We start from the raw sequence: 20313 nt of genomic DNA, 5'->3' as shown, positions 1-20313 counted from the left end.
GTCCTTTTTGTTTTAAAAAGAGAATATATTTTCTCAACAGGACAAATGGTAATCAGCTATAAGTATTAATTATAAGAATAAAAGGAAAATAGAAATTAATAATAAAGGAGAATGCGAAATGATAACATTAATATCTGAAAAAATCTAGCTGAAATCCACGAAGACGATGTAGATGTATTAAAAGTAATGGCACATCCTGTTCGATTACAAATTGTAAATGAATTAATGCACCATAAAATGTGTAATGTTACACAGTTAACGGAAATATTAAGAATCCCCCAATCTACTGTTTCACAACATCTATCAAAATTAAGGGGAACCGTACTCCGTTCAGAAAGAAGAGGGTTAGAGATGCATTATTATATAGATAATGCTAAGGCACGTCAGATTGTTGAAATTTTAGGTTTGTAGATTAATAATACATAAAAGGTTTTCTGTTACAAGGCAGGAAACCTTTTTTATATGTATAACTAATTGTGTGATAATATCATACTGTAGAAACTACCTAACAATAATTTAAATTTAACAGCTTGTTTTATCTTGCCATACACAATTTAACACGATATATAGGTATAAACTTACAAAGAAGGGTTTTAATTAGAAATTAGATATAACAATGGATAATGGTAAGTGTATTAAAGAAATTATAGAATTAATGAAATAAAAAATAATCAATAGTTGTTGTAAATGCATATATTTATAAGAATGTGGCAGGAATGAAATGAACTTTACAGTTACTTTAACTTGGATGAAAAGAGATTTAATAATTGTTTAATAGAGTTCATTACCTAGTAAATACGGAGTTCCTGGGCTTGAAGGGGAGGATATAAAAAAGATAATGTGAATAATCCGAAACAAATATGTTTCGGATTAGAGGTTCGAGATTTTATCCATTTTCATTCAACGGTTTGTAAAAGGTAATAAGTTGAATTTTCTGGATTTTAATAAAGGAAATGTATTAGGTTAATCAATAGATACTCCACCAGAGACAATCAGTTTTGTTGGTGCTGGCGTATCTCCACCATTAAACGAAGAGTGTTGTAATACATTTAAACTAATTATGCTACATGCTAATGCACTTACTACTACCATACTTAATACAATTTTCTTAATCTTTTTCATTATTTTAACGCTCCTTTTCTCAAATGTTTCTTATCAGCATTATTACTAATATAGAAATATTTGCTTGCCTTAACATGATTATCTGCCTCATAAAATTGGATTGCTAAAATCCCTGCATATTCTTTTACACAATCCCACATTTCCTCTTTTTCAAAATAAGAAATAGCATCAGTAACTACTTTTTCTAGTTTAATTCTAGGTAGTTCTGTGATTAGTTCATTTAAAACTGCGAAACGATGCTTATATTCCTCATTTCCTGATTCATTTGTATACTTCATTCCTTGCTCGATATATGATTTTGCTGTTTCAATGCCTTCTAAATTATAATATGCTCTTGCTAAGACAAATAATGCTTTAAAATGATTCGGTAGGGTATTTATAATTTCAGAACTCTGTCTGATCGCCAATGGAAATAAATCTTGAATATTATATAACCAGCCCAAATTATGACGTACTCTTAATAATAATTGTTCTTCATTATACTTTTTAAAAACATCAATAACCGTATTGAGACATTCTTCAGCTCTTTCAAACTCTCTTAGATCTATACAAGCTAAACCGTATACATTGTCGCATAAGGCAACATTAATTTCATAGCCTACATGATTCTGGTATACTTTTTTTGCCTTTACTACATGTTGAATTGCTTCAAATGGTTGATAAGATTGATAACAGTAAGTTGAAAATCTATACTCAAACTCGGCTTTTTCTACTGCGTCAGGTATATCAATTAAAAGTTCTTCCGCCTTTTCATAGTGTGTTTTCGCTTCAGTATAATTTGCTAAAATTGTAGAATGAATTGCCTTAAAGAAATGATAATAGTAAGCTAAAAATAAAAAATCATCTTTGATAGTAGAGAGTTTTTCTATTTGATTAAAAGAATCTTTTGTAATACTCATTGCATCTACCAAGACCATATATCTAAAATTCAGTAGGGAATAATAGAATGATACATAGTGGTCTGCTTCTAGTCCTTTTAAACTTTCTTTTACTTTTAGGTATGTTTGTTTTGCTTCTTTTACATGATATAAACGAATTTCTTCATACCATTCATGTAATAATCCCATCAATTGCTCATTACTCTTCTCTTGAACAGTCATAATATCCCCCTTTTCTATGTAAAGGCTTATTCTGATAATAACAGGAATTAGATACATTAAATTTAACAATGAGTTTTTTTCATTAATATACAGAATATTCGGAATATAGTGGTTACCCACCCTCTGTAATGCGACAAAATATAGCTAAGATAGTACAAATTTCGCTAAGTGATTTTTTGATGCTTAAATGTTTGCTATTGAATATATCGTATAAGAGGTGTCTTAGTACTATGGTAGAAAAGGAGGTAGCTTACATTGCTATTTTTTTGAGAAAATATTGGACTTATTAAGTTTCAAGGAATTCAATATAAGTATACTCATGTCTACTTATATTGAAAAGTGAGCGTTAGTTTATGATAAGTTTTGGGATTAATTTACTAAGGACAATGACAAATTTAAGAACAAGAAGAAAAGTAATGGATGCTAGAATTCTGCAAGCGTTAGGGTAGAATTTAAATGTTTTTTGAAAAAAAGAATTAGCTGAAGGGGATACAGTTGCTCTTCATGTACATTCTCGTACTAATTCTCAAGATAAGGGAGTTGCTATAGTGGATATATTTCGTATCAAGGATGGAAAGATTGTCGAACACTGGGATGTAATTCAAGAGATTCCAAGTGAAGCAGTTAATGATAATACGATGTTTTAGGTAGAAGGATATATATAAATTCAGATTTATAATAAAAAACTCCATTTTGATTAACCTTTTTTCAAAATGGAGTCTTTTTATTTTCCATATAAAATTAACAGTACCCTTGATGTATGAGTCACATCATAGTAAAAACTCTTCTATAGGCAAGAAGAGTTTTTTAGTAAGTCTATAGCATTCTGGGAGAAATTAATGTTTTTATTATTAATAATGAAAAATAATTAGGATAAGAAGGGGAAAATAGCATGAAAATGAAAGTAATGATTTTAACAGGTTCAGTACTTGCAGCAACAAATATTACGGGCAGATACAACTTTTAAAGATGTTCTTACTGATCATCATTTGGTCATATAAAGCATAAAAGAGAAAAATATCGTAGCAGGTTATAGAAATCGTATATATGGTTTCGGTGATAGTATTATACGTGGTTAAGTTGCTAGATTACTTTATCATTTTAGCCAAGATGGTTTTTAAAACATAATCAGTACGATTAAATGGGAGACATGAGTCATTGCTTATCGATGGTAAAGTAGACGTATATAATTTAAAAGGAAACCCATGCAACAATATAAATAATAATTTGTATGTGAACGTAAAAAATACCAAGATGGCCCTGAAGGGGAGGGGGGCTTGGTGTTTTTTAGCTAATATCACGATTTTTAAGTAATTTTCATATTCTGTTAACCGCACTAATATCAAGTTTTTTAATTCAATCGTTTAAATTTCGCAAGTGTATTCTTTATCTCTTTATCTTCCACATATCAGTGGGTAATCTTTGTATAATCTGATCTTATCTCTAAATCACAACTGTTACCCCAGTACCATCAAGTTAAAGTTTCATTTTATTTTGCTAACTTGATGGTGATGTGACGTAACCTTAATTATTTGGAAATTAAAAAAAGTCCCCTTAATCATGTTAAAGGGACCTTGATCACGCAAATGATCTGTAAATCAATTCATTTTTGATAGACAGATCATTTGTATGATAATTTTTGTAAATAATTGCTGAATAGTGAATTTACATAAATGCTTTTAGAAGTTCTTGAATTAATGGGATTGCTCCACCTATAAATTTTAAAACTGCCATTGCGATTTCCATATTATTCTCTCCTCTTTTTTCGTATTAAGATATGATAAATCTTTATAAATTCATTATAGTAATCGCTTACAATTATTACAATACATTTTCGTATGCAATATTGCATATTTATACATTAGATCTCTATTATTCATTTTTTAATGGTACTATAGCGAGGTGAGAGTCTTTAAGGGTTCTCCTTAATAGGAGGAAATATGGAAAGAGTGCAAGCGATTTACAGTAATCAAAAATTTAAGAGTTGGATTAAACAGGTATTAGCTGTAGGAGGAGTAATAGGGTGCTGTTATTTGGTGTTATATGCTTTCTGTTTCTTAGTTATCATGTAAATATTATACAACGAAACTAGTAGAGTCTTACCTAGAGAGGTAAGGCTCTTTTATTGTAGTACCTGGAGATGAGCAAACTACATACAATATCTATCAGGTTTTTCAGATCACTTTGTATGGTTCCTTGTTTAGAACAATAATTCCTATCATTGAAATTAAATAAACTTCTATTTAAAAGTTTCAATTTATATTGAAAACAGAATTCTATTGATAAAAAATATGTTTTTACTAGATACATATTAAAAAGACAAGTATAAATTATATTAGATTTTGGCAAAGTCTTTTTGACTTGGAAAAGGATTTAAATCTTACTTATAGATTTGATTCCTTTTTACATACTATAATCCTTATATTGCTACGTAAACATAATACAGTAATAATGATTTAAAAGCAAGAATTTTAGTAGCGGTACGTTCACACATCCATCAACTTAAGATTTTAAAGTAGCTCTTAAACAAAAAACTTCTTTTTTTAATTGATTCATAGTAAACAAGAAAGGTTGGCAAATTAACAACTAAAGAGATTTCTTCAGGTAAGCTAATAAGTAATCTATCAAAAGGTCCTTTACAAAATTTATACATAAGTCAATTATAAGATCATGTAAATTTAAAATTATGTAAATGTTATACATTTTTGTAAAAGACATTCATTGACACTTGCGTATATAAGTAACTATACTCGTTACATCAAATTGAATGTGTGATAATACGATTTTATTATTATTACAAACATGTAAATATAAAGATAGAAAATCCCAATTTGATAAATACAATGGTAGAGGTGTTTATTTTAATGAAGCACAAATTAATTGCAACAGGTATCCTTGCAGGATCTATATTATCCTATTCTTCTAATATTTTAGCAGATACTCATAAATTCCCTGATGTTCCTGTATGGGCTGATAAATCTGTTAATTATTTAGTTGATAAACAGGTATTGAATGGTTATCCAGATGGAACTTTTGGTTCAAATGACTCATTAGACAGAGCTTCGGCTACAAAAATTATGACAAAAGTTTTAGGGATACAAATTGATCCTAATGCAAAACCATCTTTTACAGATTCACAAAACCACTGGGCTACTCCTTATATTGCTGCTGCTGAAAGAGCTGGTATTGTTAAAGGTGAAGGTAATGGAATCTTCAATCCATCCGGAAAAGTAACTCGCGCTGCTATGGCTACGATGCTAGTAAATGCATATAAACTACAAAACACACCAAATTATAACGAGCAGGTTAGATTTGAAGATTTAAAAGGGCATTGGGGAGAAAAATATGCCAATATTTTAATAGATTTAAAAATTTCTAATGGTACTGAGAACGGTTGGCAACCAAATAGATTTATAACACGTGCTGAAGCTGCTCAACTTACTGCAAAAACAGATATGTTACAACAAAATTCAAACGATGAAAAAGAGATTATTACTGCTACTTCATATGAAGATTTAAATTTAACAGTGACTTCGAAAATTACAGCTCAAGAGATTGATAGTTTTATTGCGAAATATCATTCGGATAGTCCTTTAGTTGGACATGGGCAAGATTTTATCAATGCGCAAAATCAATATGGCGTGAGTGCTCATTATTTAGCAGCGCATGCGATTTTAGAATCTGGATACGGAAAATCAGAAATCGCATATCAAAAACATAATCTATTCGGTCTACGTGCATATGATGGAGATCCGTTTAAATATGCGAAATATTTACCAAGCTACGGCGATAGCATTGCTTATAACGCTAATTATGTACGAGAAAGATATTTAGAAGAAAGTGGTATGTATTATAACGGGCCAACATTAACTGGCATGAACGTGAAATATGCATCAGATAAAGGTTGGGCTAAGAAAATTGCGGGTATTATGGAACGTATTAAACCGTTTCGTGTAGAAGACTATACATATGCAAAAAAATTACCAAAGAATCCTGAAACATTAGATGTCGACGCATTATCTAATGAAATTCCATATAAAATGTATGCAGACGGTTCAAGCTCAAATGTTGTATCATCAGCTACTTACTATCAGGTACCTTATCCATTTAATTTAAAAATTAAAAGTAGACCAGATGTAGCTGTCGAGGAGAATAAAGTTGGTACAGTAACTTCTGGAACAACCATCTTTATTTATCGTGAAGATCCAAATGGATGGGTAGAATTCTCTTTTGAAGCGAATGGAGAAAAATACTGGACATTAAAAAGTAAATTAAGTATGTAATTAAAAAGATCTATTTCACTACTTTTAATCGATTAGATTATAATCTCATATAATTGAGAGACAATTTTTTTACTTTCTTAAAATAAAGTTATGTATACAAGAAAAGTTAGAGGATTATTTTCTCTAACTTTTCTTCGCTAGTATTTGAAATTAAAAAGATGGTGGAGTTACTCCAAATATAACAGTGACCTTGTTTAAAGAAGTGTTTTCCCATTTATGCTTTGCATAAGGTGGGATTTTAACACTATCACCTGTATTGAGAAGTAAAACCTCATCATTTAGATATAGTTTTACTTGTCCTTCCATAATAAATGCTATTTCTTCCCCTTTATGTGCCACAGGCTCCATAGATGAAGCAGTTTGAGGTAACAGATTCATTAAAGCCAATTCTAGTGATCCATCTAAATTAGGAGATAATAGCTCATACGAAACATTGCCGCTTTCAGGAAAAGTTATTTTTTTTCTTTGGTTAGCTCTTACAACTAATTCTTCTGTACTGGTATCCTCTAAGAAAAAATTAAACAATGGAATATTTAATGCTACAGAAATTAATTTTAGTGTTTGTAATGATGGATTTGTGATTCCTTTCTCAATTTGACTTAACATGGAAGGTGTTATATCAGCTAACTCTGCTAAACGTTTACTGGTTAATCCGGCACCTTTTCTAAATGCCATAATTTTTTGACCAACATTAATATTGTTCATATATGTAATCCCCTTTAAATAAGTAAATAAAGTTAAATTTTAGTTAATTTTATTTACTTATACTTAATATATTGTTAATATATACTTAATTATAATAAATTATGATTAATTTTAAAATATCGTATGTACATATGGAAAAAAAAAAAAAAAAGTGGGAAAAAGATTTACTTAGAAATAAAGGGGCTACTATTTTTGAATATACAGCTGGTTATAGTAAAGCAGTAGAAGAAGGAGGAACATAAGTTAATAAGAATCAAATGTGCTATTTTATTAACGATGAAAAATCAAAGCATGTATTTTAAGGTAATGCAGTAGTTGCTACTCGTCTGAATAATTGATATACAAATAAAAGTTGATGGATCGCATCCTCTATTTGTATATCTACCATGTGGAGTAGGATTTGGTGGAGCTTCGTTTAGTTTAAAAATTATGGTATGGGATCATGTACATGTAATTTTTGCTGGGCTATCCATTCTTCGTATATGCTAATAGGTATGATGACCGGATTATATGATGGGATTCCCATACAAGATTTTTAATGAAAAGGATTCTAATAAGTAAAGGAAAACTTAAGAGTAGACTTCAATGCTGTATTGTAAAATTTTTAAGGAAGTGAAAAAAGTATGAAATCAGCTTTAAATAGTATTATGATCTCCTCGATTTTTGCAGTAGGAGGGATCCTTTCGCTTTTGTTTAATTTAATGGGGGATCAAGATTGGATCTGGAATTGGGTAGGGCTATTACTAGCATATCTATCTTTGGGCATTTTAATCGGTTTATATAATAAAACTGTGGATCACAAAACATTTCCTAAAATACTAAAAAGAACTTTGTTTATTTCCTTTAATGTTACTATATTAGGGATAATAATAGGGGTAACATACCAACTATTAGGAAAGTGGAATCTTACTATAATGATGTATTATTGGCTGATAATTTTATTACTACATTTAATTACTGTAATAACATTAGTCATCCTAGTATTCGAAAACGGTAATAGTAAAAATTACAGCTTACTATATAGTTTTATTATACTTTTAAACATTATCCTTACCTTAGGACCAGTATTATTTCCAGTAGTTCTAACTATTATAGGAAATGCCATGAACGTTAGTGCAGGGCACTAATTTTCACCTATATAGATTATTAAAATGATTAGTCCAAAATTGAGATTGGTTAAGTTAAAAAACTTAATAAGCTAATAGGATAGTAAAACTAAACGACATAAAGTGGAATGATTTGATAGAAAGAAGATTATAATATGAAAATTAAGCTTAAGAAAAAAAGAATTATAAGTGTATTGTTAGCTATTACATTAGTAGCAATAGGGTATTACATGTTTCAATCTATTACAAATCCTAAGCTGGTAAATGCGGAAGAGGGAAACAGTGTTCAACAAGTGAGCAGTCTACCTAAAAATGAATTAAAAAAACCAATACCTAATCGTTTTGATGGTAAAGAAAGAAAAGTTGCATATTTAACTTTTGATGATGGACCAGGAAAATATACAGCTAACCTATTAGATGTATTAAAGAAAAATGATGTGAAAGCAACATTCTTTTTAATTGGCGATAATGTGAAAAGGTTCCCAGATTTAGTGAAACGAGAGCATGTAGAGAACCATTATGTGGGTATGCATAGTATGACACATGATTTTAAAAATTTATACACCAATCAGGAATATGTGAAGGAAATGAATTAGGATCAATCTTTAATTAGAAATGTTATTGGAAACTCCCCGAAATTAACACGCCCACCATATGGATCAATGCCTGGATTAAATGAATCACTTCGAAATGAAGTAGTCAGAAATAATTTAAAAGTATGGGATTGGACAATTGACTCTCTAGATTGGAAATATAATAAACTACCTGTGGATGTAGCGGCCGCAAAAATTGTTCAAAATGTCTTAGCAGGTGCGACGTCTTCAAAGGAAATTGTTTTAATGCACGATATTCATCCACAATCTGTTGCGGCAGTTCCAGCAATTATAAAAGGATTAAGAGAAAAAGGGTATGAATTTGAAGCTTATGGTGAGAACAATCATTTTCCAATAAACTTCTGGCATGATAATCGTATATAAAGAGATATATTAGTTAAAAGAAAATCAGAATGGAATAAGCAATTCATATAGGGTTTAAATATTTGTAAGAGCGTGTTTAGATAGATGAAAACACGCTCTTTTTACTGAACTATTTTATTGTAGGTTTAAGTATAGGCTTTCTAATTTCAGAAAAATTTATATGATTTTTTCATTCATTTCTACATAAGCGTTGGATATTTCGTATGTTTGTCTAGAGTGAAAAGAACTCATAAAAAACCGCCATTATTCACGTTCTTCTTCATATAATTGCACCGCACTTATTTTTTGTATGTGGTTAAAACTAGTTTTTAAGAAGCATATGTTTTAGCAACTGCAGAAATTCTGTATCACTTTTATCATCTTTTATATAATCCTGTTCGTAGTTAAAAATCATTCGTACTAACATAAAAGCTGTAAGCGGTAATGGGACCTTATGCAAAGCCCCTTGCTGATAACCTTTTTCGAGTAATTTACTTATCATGTTAATTGCTTCTTCTTCAGATTGTTTAAAACAAGTTGTAATTTCAGGTGAATGGTACTCTTTATATTCTTGAAAGAGTGTAGAAACAAATGGATCTTGATGATATTCTAGGCTGATATAATGAAGAATTTTTTGTATTCGAAGTAAAACATCTTTTTCTTCTTTATATAAATTAAATAATTGTGAGCGTTTGAGCTGAATATGACGCATATAGCAGTCGCATAATATTTCAGTTTTATCTGTATAGTAATAATAAATAGTACCTTTACCAACTTTAGCTGTCTTTGCAATTTCATCAACCGTTGTGTTACGGACACCACGCGTAGAGAACAGTATTGTGGCAGATTGAATGATTTTCATTTTTTTATTTTCTTTTTTTAATTTGATCATTGTCTACACCCTATCCTTGAAATATTTAGCGAGTTTTCAGTTTTTACATTCTGTATCAGTTCATTTTTAATTTTGTAACTCCTAATAGAAAGTCCTCTATTTGCTTCTTATAGAATAACATACACCATTCTTATTTCTATTATATAACTATAATAGAATGCAACTTTATAACCTAGGGATAAAGTTGAAAGTTTGAGGTAATAATTTTTTAATCGGAAGATGAGAATTCAAGTGAAGGGGAAAGTGATTTCTTTCTTGATTGAATTATTTGATTTTTTATTCAATTCATTTTATTATATAAACATGACTAAAAGATGTTTTTAGTCGGATTTTTTTACGGAAAACCGACTGATATTTGATTTTAGTCGGTTTCTATACTATTTGAGAGAAGGTAGACACTATGTGTGGAATTGCAGGGTGGATAGACTGGTCTAAAGACCTGTCTCATGAACAAGAAACGTTAAAAAAAATGACAGATGCTATCATTCACCGAGGACCTGACGCAGATGGGCATTGGTTTTCAAAACGAGCGGCATTAGGTCATCGACGTCTCATCGTCATTGATCCTGAAGGTGGCCTTCAACCTATGCTGTATAAAGATGGAAATGATACGATTGGCCTTACGTTCAATGGAGAAATTTATAACTATCAAGAATTACGTAAAGAACTTGAGGAGAAAGGTCATGAATTTCAGACCAAATCGGATACAGAGGTATTACTACACGCTTACTTAGAATGGCAAGAAGATTGTGTTCAACACTTAAATGGGATTTTTGCTTTTGGTATTTGGGATGAAAGATTTGGGAAATTGATGCTTGGTCGTGACCATCTAGGCGTGAAGCCGTTATTTTTCGCTCAAAGGGGAAGCGCAATTCTCTTTGGTTCAGAGTTAAAAGTTTTACTTTCGCATCAACTTGTAGATGCTGAGGTAAATAAAGAAGGACTTTCTGAAATATTTTGTCTTGGACCAACACGTACTCCTGGTCATGCTATTTTCAAGGATATACATGAAGTGCGTGCTGGCCATTATATGACGTTTACCTCTAATGGCTCGACTACGACACAGTATTGGAAACTTGAAAGTAAAGAACATGTAGATGATATTGATACAACAGTTGAGACAATCCGTTCCATTTTACAAGATACGGTAAAACGTCAGTTAATTGCTGATAAACCAATGGTATCTATGCTTTCTGGAGGTTTAGATTCCAGTGGTTTAACAGGTTTAGCAGGAAACGAATTTGGGAATAAAGGGGAACGTCTTCATACATATTCCCTGAATTTCATCAATGATGAAAAAGACTTTGAGCAAGACTTCCTTCGTTTTGATCGTGATGAACCTTGGGTGAAACGTGTGGCTGAATATGTAGGAACAAAGCATCATTCTATAGAGTTAGGATCAGATAGTTTAATAGAGCATTTATTAACTCCAATGCGAGCGCGTGATCTACCTGGAGTTGGAGAATTAGAAACGTCTCTTTATTTGTTATTTAAGGAAATGAAAAAAGATGCAACAGTTGCACTTTCAGGCGAATCCGCAGATGAAGTATTCTCAGGATATCCATGGTTCCATCAAGAGAAGTTTCTAGATGCAGAGATATTCCCTTGGAGTGTTAATTTATGGTATAGTACAGAAATTTTATCAGAGGATTTTAAAGCGAAGATTAGCCCTGAAAAATATCAAAAACAAAAATTTGAAGATGCAGTTGCTGAGGTTCCCTTTTTAGAAGGTGAAAGTGATCTGCAAATGAAGCAACGTCAAATGTCTTACATGTTTATTACACGTTTCTTGCCATTTATGCTAGAACGAAAAGATCGCACAAGTATGATGAATGGCTTTGAAGTACGAGTTCCATTTTGCGATTACCAGCTTGTAGAATACCTATGGAATGTCCCATTCGAAATGAAAAGCATAGACAATATTGAAAAAGGTATTTTACGTAGAGCTTTTGAAAATGTACTTCCAGAGGATGTACGTTATCGCAAAAAAAGTGCATATCCAAGCACTAAGGATGCCTCTTATCTACAAGGTATTAGTGATTGGATGTTACATGTGTTGAACAATCCTGAATCACCTATTTTGCCATTAATTAATGTAGAAAGAGTTCGTGCTATTGCAGAAGGAAAAGACGAAGTAATTTCAGGTAATGATGCACGAGGTATAATAGATTATTTACTTCAAGTTAATAGTTGGCTTGAGGAATATAATATTAAATTAATATGGTAGATGTAATTTTCAAATAAAGAGAATAGCTGAAACATCAATGACCTAAGTGAACCGCACCTCCAATGTATTAGATAGTTATCTAATAATTGGAGATGTGGTTTTATTATTTTGATTTGCAATAACCCTAATCAGTTAGTTAATTAGAATCAAATAAGAAACATAGAAATAGGGGGAATAATATGAATTGGAGGTTCCTTCCTGAGAGTAGGGAGTCTCTTTAATCTCGCTACCGATAATCAAATAATATGTTAATTAGATTTGATTATTGTATGCATCGCCTTTTCTTCAATAAATATTAAGTGATAAACTTCATATATAGTATATAAGGAGATTATCTCATGGGTTATTTGCAAATATTAGATGGGGAGTATTTGACACATACATAACCTAAAGATTTAGATGAAATTAATATAGATAAGTATTTACTACGATTGCCTTCCTATTTTTCTTAGAATTTTTTTAGTGAATCAAAATTTAAATTGCGTATACATCTTTTGTACTAGTAGACCTAAGTCTAAAAGTATGTACAATTACACCATTTGACTAATGGGTAAACTTCACAAACTGATATATACTAGTATTGTGTCTTGCCTTTTTAGGTGTAGTACACAGCCGGTGATTGGCTAGTGGATGTCCTTCCATTTTGCCAGTGCCGGTTTTTTGTTGGATAATAGAGAAAATGGAGTTTTTATAAGGAAAGAAGGGGTTGTTTTGAAAGATGTAAATTCTATCTTTATGAGAGAAAAGATTGCTAGTTTTTATCTTTATTTTATTTCTTTTCTTGGTTTGGTTACTATAACTATATCTTTACTTGAAATTAAAATCCCTTCTCATCTAACAATACTAATATTGTTGTTACTTTTTATGGGGATTGCAGAGTATTTTCCTGTAAGATTTTGGAGAGGAACTAGTTCGCTTACCTTTCCGATAATTTACGCTATGAGTTGGCAGTTTGGAATCCATATAACTATTGTTGCTATTGTACTTGTCACGCTAATTATTCACCTGCATCGTCGTTCACCGATACAAAGAATGTTATTTAATAGTACTCAACATGCACTTAGTTTGATCTTTGCCAAATGGTTTTCAGACAAATGTATGTCCTTAATAATTAATAAGATAGGTATGTCAGTTCTGTATGAGAATTTAATATCTTTGTTATTATTTTGCGTGTTTTTTTGTTTTTTCAACAATCGCTTTTACGATTTGTTAATGATACTTCTTCCGCAGCCATATTCAATTTACCAATGGTATAAAAAAACTATTACGGTATTTCTTTGCGAAACTTTTGGTTTCTCTTATGCGGCACTGATGCATGTACTAATTAGTACATATAGTGTGGAGGTAAACGAAGTTACAGTACTGTTTTTCTTTTTTCCACTTGTAGCAACTTCCGTTATTAGTTCTTTTTCTGTACGGATAAGGATGGAGAAAGAACGATTATATGAGTTATTTCTTATTACGACCGAAATTAGTCGAGGATTAACCGGAGGAAACTTGAAGCATATTAAACAAGCACTTAAAGGTTTTTTTGGCATACAAGCATATGTAATATGGACAAAAGATGATGGAAACTGGAATATTCTATTAAAAGATGGGAAAGTTCGTCTTGATATTTCTGATCATTTAGAAAATTATGATGCATTTGAGGGACTTTCTAAAAACCTTGTATTTAATGATTGGAAAATTGGTACGGCTCCTGGAGATGAAATATTTGAAAGTGTCATACGCTCACTTGTATATTTTCCTCTTATTGTTAATGATGAACTAGTCGGAATGTTTGTTGCAGGGAAAAGTAGAAATGCGGGCTTCTTTCCAGAAGATGTACAGTCGTTAGCTACATTTTCTAACCAATTAGCTAACGTAGTTAAAACAAGGATATTAATTTCTGAACAGGAAAAAAGAATGATTTTAGAAGAAAGAAATAGAATTGCTCGAGAAATTCACGATGGTATTGCGCAAACATTAGCCGGGGTGATATTCCAACTAGAATCCGCGCAGAAAAAATACCGTGATAAACCAAAAGATATGCAGCAAGTAGTAGAGAAAAGCATAAAAGATTTAAGAGGAAGCCTAGGAGAAGTTCGCTATTCTATTTATGCTTTAAAACCATATCCGACACAACAATTGGGACTTAAGCAGGCGATAGCAAGTAAAATAAAATCTTTAAGACAAGAATATGAACTAGACATTACATATCATGAAAGAGGTCATGCACGTGCGCTTAGTTTTTCAAAAGAAAGAGTTATATTTGATACATTACAAGAAAGTTTGCAAAACATTGTAAAACATGCACAGGCAAAAAAGGCTGATGTTTTACTCAGCTATCAAAGTGAACACGTGCTTTTAAGGGTTAAGGATAATGGAGTTGGCTTTTCACTATTTGAGTCTATGGTTAAAACGAAGAATGAGCCACATTATGGTATATTACATATGAATGAACAAGCTGACCAATTAGGGGCTACTTTACAGATTGATAGTTCTGTAGGAAAAGGGACAGAAATTACACTGTTAATTCCAGATTCACAAACAAGGGGTGCGTAAAATGATTAAAATATTAGTAGTAGATGATCATGCTTTTTTACGGGATGCAATTCGGAGCATACTAGAGGATGAATCTGATATGAAAGTGGTTGGAGAAGCTAGCTCTGGGGATGGAGTATTGGGAAAAGTAGAAGAATGCCGACCAGATTGTATTTTGATGGATATTAATCTTCCAGGGAAAAATGGGATTGAAGCTACAGAGTTAGTGAAAAAAAAATATCCGAGTTGCCGTGTACTTGTGTTTACAATGTATGAACATGACGAGTATTTAATGGATGCACTCCAGGCCGGTGCTGATGGTTATTTATTGAAGGATTCATCATCAGATCAGGTAGTAGCAGCAATTCGAATGTTATATCGAGGCGATTCAGTCATTCATCCGCGTATGACTAAAAAATTAATTACATATCATCAGCAAAAAATGAAAGTAGAATCAAATGAAAATGAACTGACGGAACGTGAAAAGGAAATTCTCTTTGAACTAGTAAAAGGACTTAGTAATAAAGAAATTGCTGAAGTTTTATATATTAGTGATAAAACAGTTAAAATTCACATCAATAAAATTTTTAAAAAGCTAAATGTGAAAAGTCGATCGCAAGCAGTGATTTATGCAGTCCGAAATCAATTAGTTCCGCTAGATTAAATAAGAAATCTATCAAAGAACTATCGTGTCGCTTTATTCTGTATTACAAAGAATAAAGGACAAGGTAGTTCTTTTGTACTATGTAGGCATAGAATCCTTAGAGAAAAGATACTCCTTTTGTTCAATTTTCAGAATAATCAAAATGTGGAATAATAAAAATAGAATTACATTTTAATCTTGTTAATAATTCATTTTGTGAAAATCTTTTGTTGGAAATAAATGACGGAGGGCTCTTATAGAAAGAGTAAAGTGAGTGGTTAGCTATGTGAGGTATGGGGATGGTAGTAGTGTTGGAAATCTTTCATGATACAAAAGATTAAGATTAATAGAGTTTCCAATGCTACATGGGAATTTAAGAATCAATTTGTTTCAAAAAATAATATTAATAATGGGGAGATGTAATATGAAACGAGGGAAATTTGGAAAGATTCTTATTGGAACGTTAACAGTTGGAATGTTATTGTCTCAAGGAATTCCATATAATGTATTAGCGGAAGAGGTAAATACATCTACTTTAACTGGAATTGATGATGCAAATGCTATCTTAAAAGGTCTTACAAAGGAACAACGTAATGCCTTAAAAACGTTAGATACAAAACCAGGTTTTGTTATTTCGCCAGGTATCAATACAACAAGTCCTAATAATGTGAATGTGATTATAGAATTTAAGCAAGCGCCTAGCAAAATAGAGGTATTAAAACAAGCGGCTAAAGGGAGAAAAGTAGCTCTTTCAAATGCGGAACAAAAGGTAGAGGCATCACATAAAGGATTTAAAGCAGAGCTTGAGCAACTTCAAAAGAATAAAGAGAAAGGGACAAATGTAAAATCTGCAAAAATAACAAGAGAATATAAGAATGCTTTTAATGGTGTAGCGATTTCTTTACCAGCAAATATGATCGAAGACTTAGTTCGTACCGGTATCGTTAAGCGCGTATGGGAAGATCATGAGGTTAAAATTGATTTGCCGAAAGAAACAACTAAGACTGCTGTTGAACCGAAAATGGCGGATAGTGTACCGCAAATTGGTGTGGACAAGCTGCATGATGAAAAAATAACAGGGAAAGGAATTAAGGTAGGTGTACTGGACACAGGTATTGATTACAACCACCCGGATTTGAAAGATGCATATAAAGGATATCGTGCAAAACAAGGTGAAGATCCAAGTAAAATAGATCCGAACTCCATAAAAGGATGGGACTTTGTTAATAATGATGCTGATCCAATGGAGACAACGTATAAGGATTGGCAAAATTCTGGAGGATATCCTGAGATTTATGAGGGGAGTGCATATTATACATCCCATGGTACGCATGTAGCTGGGACAATTGCTGCAGACAAACAGAATAGTGTGGATTATGCAGTGAAGGGTGTTGCTCCAGATGTAGATTTATATTCATATCGCGTATTAGGCCCATATGGAAGTGGACAAACAAGCGGTATTCTTGCTGCGATTGATAAAGCAGTGAAAGACAATATGGATGTTATCAATTTATCACTAGGTGCGTCTATTAATGATCCTTTATATCCTACTTCTGTCGCAGTGAACAATGCGATGTTAGCTGGTGTTGTTACAGTTGTAGCAGCAGGTAATAGTGGTCCGGAAGAAGGTACCATTGGATCACCTAGTGCAGCGGCACTTCCGATTACAGTTGGAGCCAGTAACGCTGCAATGAAAATCCCAACGTTTTCCGTCGATGCAGGTGATTTACATGTGGATAAGATGATGCTACTTGGAAAAAGCTTTACTGATAAGATTGAAGATTTGAAAGGTCAATCCGTATCAGTTGTATATGCAGGGCTCGGGAAATCAGATGATTTTACAGGAAAAGATGTAAAAGGAAAATTAGCTCTTATCCAACGCGGTGAGATTACATTTGATGAGAAAATTAAGCATGCTAAGGAAGCAGGCGCAAAGGCGGTAATCGTATATAACAATGTAGATGGTGAAATTACAAGTTATCTTGGGGAAAGTACTGCATCTATTCCATCGTTCCGCTTAACAAAAGTAGATGGTGAGAAATTACAAGCAAAAGCTGTACAAGGAGATGTGTCGTTAGCGTTTGGGGAACTAAGTAATATAAAAACAGAGGGAGATCACTTAGCTGATTTCAGCTCCCGTGGTCCTGCAACTAAGACAGATGATATTAAGCCAGATATTGTAGCACCAGGTGTGTCTATTTTCTCAACTGTTCCTGAATATATTAATGATCCAAAAGATGGAGAAAATTATCCGATAGCGTATGGACGTATGTCAGGTACTTCTATGGCAACTCCTCATACTACAGGGGTAGCGGCACTCATTTTACAAGAACATCCAAACTATAGTCCATTTGAAGTAAAAGAAGCACTCATGAATACCGCAGTTGACTTAAAAGAAGAGCGTTCTGTATTTGAGGTGGGCTCAGGACGAATTGATGCATATCGTGCAGTTCATGCAGATACATCTATCGAGGTTGTTGATAAAACATCAAACGTTGTAGGTGATGAAGAAGTAGAAATTGAAGAAAAAACAGGTTCTATTGCATTTGGGTATAAAAATCAAATTGAAAATGGGCCTATTAAAGATAGTCGAAAAGTTTTAATTAAGAACAGCAGTAAAACAGATGGGAAAGAGTTTAAATTAGAGGTGAAATTTTCACCTACAAGTGTAGGTGTGCAAGATGCAGCGAAGAATGGTGTGAAGCTAAACGTACCAGATTCTATTAAAGTAGCTCCTGGTGCATCAGAGGAAATTAACCCTGAAATTACCATTCCAGAAAACGCTGAATTTGGTAGATATGAGGGCTATATTCATATTTCAAATAAAAACAATGAAAAAGAAGTATATCAAGTACCATTTGCAGTTAAATTCACAGAAAAAGGGATTGCGTCTGTAGATTTACTAAGAGATGCAATGGCAACAGATGCTTCTAAATTCCATCCATTTATGGAAAGACCAAGTTCGCCGTTGACATTTAAATTAAATAGTCCTCTCGAAACCATTGATGCAATTGTGAAGGACCGAACGACAGGGAAGGCATTAGGAGTCGTTGGTACACTTAATGCAAGTAGTCTAACACCGAATGTTGAATATATGATGTTTTCTGGTATGGGAGGGTATGTACTTCCATTCACAGGAAATCCAGCTCATCCAATTGCGGATAAACCTGTTATGTTGCCTGATGGAGATTACGAATTGAACTTCGTTGGATATGATAAAGAAGGAAAATCTTATACAAAAGGCGATAGCATTATCATTGATAATGTAATACCTGAAATGAAATTTAAGGATGTACAACCTGGTATACACGAAGTCAATGATTCTATGTTTAAAGAAGAAGACGGCCAGCGTGCATTATGGGTGCATGGTAATATTTATGATTCTACAGTAGATGCATTAAAGGCAAAAGGCTTGCAATATGATCAAAAAGCGAATCAAATTGTATATTATCAAAACTCAGCCTTCCCATCAGGATGGTTGAATACAATTCAAGCAAATGGTGATTTTAAATTTGGAGTACTTCCAGAGGAAATAAATGAGCCGTTAAATTTAAAATTATTTGGATATGATCTTGCAACTGCAGGGAATATGGCAACTGGATATAAAGATTACGTCTTTGTAAAAGAAGGGACAGAATACGCTGTTCCAAGTTATGACAAAGATAAAATCAAATTAGGAGAGAAAATTACATTAACTTTGAATCTTAATAATGTAAAACAGCTTATGTCAGGTACATTTGAAATTCCTTATTACAAGCAGCTATTTAAATTTACAGATGTGAAACCAAATCCAGCACTTACGGAATATGTAGAACAACATGGATTGAACCTTAAATTAGAAGATCCGAAGATAAGTGAAGCAGGAGCTTGGGAAAACAAGGTGAAAGTTGGCGCATCATTGGAAGGAAAAGAATTTAAAGGATTAGATGGAGATAAACCATTTTTAGATGTTACATTCGAGATGACGAACGATGAATACTTTAATGATTTGACTGCATTTGGAGTAGATAAGTTCTCTTATACAAAAGTTGGTGCATCAGAAGGCATTGAGATTCCTGCGTTTAAAGATAAATCTTTTGCTATTGTTTCGAAACATTCAACGGTTACAGGATATATTGGCCCGGAAGCTTTCTTGAATGAAGAGGGGTATTTAGGTAAGAAAGACTATACAAAACTAGGAGCAAAAGTGTATGCAGTTGGCAAGGATGGAAAGAAATATACAGGAACGATTGGTGATAACGGACAATTTGAAATTCATAGTGTTCCAGTAAGCGATAAAGAATATGATATTTTCGTAGAAATGCCAGGTCATTTAAATAGTAAATTAACAACAAAAATAGGGAAAATGCAGGATGGAGAATTAGTGGGACAAAACTTTAGAGCTGACATGGATGATAACCTTGCAGGTGATGTAAACGGCGATAAAATGGTAGATATTCAAGATGCTAGAATAGCAGCTTTATCGTATGGAAAAGGAAAAGTATCTGTAAAAGATGGAGATATAAATCAAGATGGTGTTGTAGATGAAACGGATGTTCGTTTAATTGAGAAAAACTTCTTGAAAAAGGGCCCAGATGCTAAAGGAAACGCGAAACCGAAAGAAAATGTAGGGCCAGTGACGTTAGAGAAAATTTTACGCTCTATCGGTTTAGAACCAAAAAAATAAGTGGACAAACTTCTAGAGTAAATAAAGGCATCAGACAATGGATATTAAATGAAATGGATTGGTTAACAAATGACCGGTAATGATTTACGG

The 20313-nt window shown here is 32.4% G+C and carries 11 protein-coding genes and 4 pseudogenes; 10 read left to right on the top strand and 5 right to left on the bottom strand.

The window, feature by feature from the left end; all coding sequences use genetic code 11:
• Window positions 1-118 precede the first annotated feature (118 nt).
• Window positions 119-411 (top strand): annotated as a pseudogene (locus tag N2V92_RS22750) (ArsR/SmtB family transcription factor).
• Between the two features lie 552 nt (window positions 412-963).
• Here the strand turns inward: N2V92_RS22750 and N2V92_RS22745 are convergent.
• Together N2V92_RS22745 and N2V92_RS22740 are read right to left on the bottom strand one after the other, a co-directional pair.
• Entirely contained in the window at window positions 964-1122 is a 159-nt protein-coding gene (locus N2V92_RS22745; protein ID WP_000721352.1) for a Phr family secreted Rap phosphatase inhibitor, read from the bottom strand.
• On the bottom strand, window positions 1122-2222 hold the full coding sequence (locus N2V92_RS22740) for a response regulator aspartate phosphatase (RefSeq protein WP_000217976.1): 1101 nt from the start codon (window positions 2220-2222) through the stop codon (window positions 1122-1124). The genes N2V92_RS22745 and N2V92_RS22740 overlap by 1 nt, the downstream gene beginning before the upstream one ends.
• Before the next feature lie 467 nt (window positions 2223-2689).
• Here N2V92_RS22740 and N2V92_RS22735 point away from each other — a divergent pair.
• Window positions 2690-2869 (top strand): annotated as a pseudogene (locus N2V92_RS22735) (nuclear transport factor 2 family protein); the annotation flags it as partial.
• Between the two features lie 1018 nt (window positions 2870-3887).
• Here N2V92_RS22735 and N2V92_RS22730 read toward each other — a convergent pair.
• Window positions 3888-4074: pseudogene (locus N2V92_RS22730) on the bottom strand (hypothetical protein).
• Window positions 4075-5086: 1012 nt separating this feature from the next.
• Here N2V92_RS22730 and N2V92_RS22725 point away from each other — a divergent pair.
• Window positions 5087-6505 carry an S-layer homology domain-containing protein gene (locus N2V92_RS22725; protein WP_000680993.1) on the top strand — a complete coding sequence of 473 codons (1419 nt, stop codon included), beginning with the start codon at window positions 5087-5089 and terminating at the stop codon, window positions 6503-6505.
• Between the two features lie 150 nt (window positions 6506-6655).
• Here N2V92_RS22725 and N2V92_RS22720 read toward each other — a convergent pair whose 3' ends face one another.
• Window positions 6656-7210 (bottom strand): helix-turn-helix domain-containing protein, encoded by a 555-nt coding sequence (locus N2V92_RS22720; protein ID WP_001059815.1) that lies wholly within the window; start codon window positions 7208-7210, stop codon window positions 6656-6658.
• A gap of 131 nt (window positions 7211-7341) precedes the next feature.
• Here N2V92_RS22720 and N2V92_RS22715 point away from each other — a divergent pair, with 131 nt between their 5' ends.
• From N2V92_RS22715 to N2V92_RS22705, 3 genes and pseudogenes are all read left to right on the top strand, one after another.
• On the top strand, window positions 7342-7452 hold the full coding sequence (locus tag N2V92_RS22715) for a serine dehydratase (RefSeq protein WP_340864521.1): 111 nt from the start codon (window positions 7342-7344) through the stop codon (window positions 7450-7452).
• 381 nt (window positions 7453-7833) lie between these two features.
• Window positions 7834-8337 (top strand): DUF3902 family protein, encoded by a 504-nt coding sequence (locus N2V92_RS22710; protein WP_016077695.1) that lies wholly within the window; start codon window positions 7834-7836, stop codon window positions 8335-8337.
• Between the two features lie 134 nt (window positions 8338-8471).
• Window positions 8472-9293 (top strand): annotated as a pseudogene (locus N2V92_RS22705) (peptidoglycan-N-acetylglucosamine deacetylase).
• 301 nt (window positions 9294-9594) lie between these two features.
• Here the strand turns inward: N2V92_RS22705 and N2V92_RS22700 are convergent.
• Complete coding sequence (locus N2V92_RS22700; RefSeq protein ID WP_016077693.1) at window positions 9595-10164, bottom strand: TetR/AcrR family transcriptional regulator; 570 nt, start codon at window positions 10162-10164, stop codon at window positions 9595-9597.
• Between the two features lie 400 nt (window positions 10165-10564).
• Here N2V92_RS22700 and asnB point away from each other — a divergent pair, with 400 nt between their 5' ends.
• From asnB to N2V92_RS22680, 4 genes are all read left to right on the top strand, one after another.
• On the top strand, window positions 10565-12391 hold the full coding sequence (gene asnB / locus N2V92_RS22695) for an asparagine synthase (glutamine-hydrolyzing) (protein WP_044797966.1): 1827 nt from the start codon (window positions 10565-10567) through the stop codon (window positions 12389-12391).
• 711 nt (window positions 12392-13102) lie between these two features.
• A complete protein-coding gene (locus tag N2V92_RS22690) occupies window positions 13103-14935 on the top strand; it encodes a GAF domain-containing sensor histidine kinase (RefSeq protein ID WP_042598023.1) in 1833 nt (610 codons plus the stop codon).
• A gap of 1 nt (window position 14936) precedes the next feature.
• Window positions 14937-15578 (top strand): response regulator, encoded by a 642-nt coding sequence (locus N2V92_RS22685; protein WP_016100091.1) that lies wholly within the window; start codon window positions 14937-14939, stop codon window positions 15576-15578.
• A gap of 403 nt (window positions 15579-15981) precedes the next feature.
• A complete protein-coding gene (locus N2V92_RS22680; RefSeq protein WP_042598025.1) occupies window positions 15982-20223 on the top strand; it encodes a S8 family serine peptidase in 4242 nt (1413 codons plus the stop codon).
• Window positions 20224-20313: the final 90 nt, after the last annotated feature.

The sequence above is a fragment of the Bacillus sp. CH_48 genome (assembly GCF_038008465.1).
GTDB classification, from domain to species: Bacteria; Bacillota; Bacilli; order Bacillales; family Bacillaceae_G; genus Bacillus_A; species Bacillus_A thuringiensis_S.
Note: the sequence above shows the minus strand (reverse complement) of the source record. Positions and strands in the feature narration are given on the sequence as shown.

Bases quoted from the DNA above. Each gene is read 5' to 3' on its own strand.
- N2V92_RS22745 (WP_000721352.1), bottom strand. From the start codon at position 1,122: ATGAAAAAGATTAAGAAAATTGTATTAAGTATGGTAGTAGTAAGTGCA.
- N2V92_RS22740 (WP_000217976.1), bottom strand. From the start codon at position 2,222: ATGACTGTTCAAGAGAAGAGTAATGAGCAATTGATGGGATTATTACAT.
- N2V92_RS22680 (WP_042598025.1), top strand. From the start codon at position 15,982: ATGAAACGAGGGAAATTTGGAAAGATTCTTATTGGAACGTTAACAGTT.
- N2V92_RS22700 (WP_016077693.1), bottom strand. From the start codon at position 10,164: ATGATCAAATTAAAAAAAGAAAATAAAAAAATGAAAATCATTCAATCT.
- N2V92_RS22715 (WP_340864521.1), top strand. From the start codon at position 7,342: ATGGAAAAAAAAAAAAAAAAGTGGGAAAAAGATTTACTTAGAAATAAA.
- N2V92_RS22720 (WP_001059815.1), bottom strand. From the start codon at position 7,210: ATGAACAATATTAATGTTGGTCAAAAAATTATGGCATTTAGAAAAGGT.
- N2V92_RS22725 (WP_000680993.1), top strand. From the start codon at position 5,087: ATGAAGCACAAATTAATTGCAACAGGTATCCTTGCAGGATCTATATTA.
- N2V92_RS22710 (WP_016077695.1), top strand. From the start codon at position 7,834: ATGAAATCAGCTTTAAATAGTATTATGATCTCCTCGATTTTTGCAGTA.
- asnB (WP_044797966.1), top strand. From the start codon at position 10,565: ATGTGTGGAATTGCAGGGTGGATAGACTGGTCTAAAGACCTGTCTCAT.
- N2V92_RS22685 (WP_016100091.1), top strand. From the start codon at position 14,937: ATGATTAAAATATTAGTAGTAGATGATCATGCTTTTTTACGGGATGCA.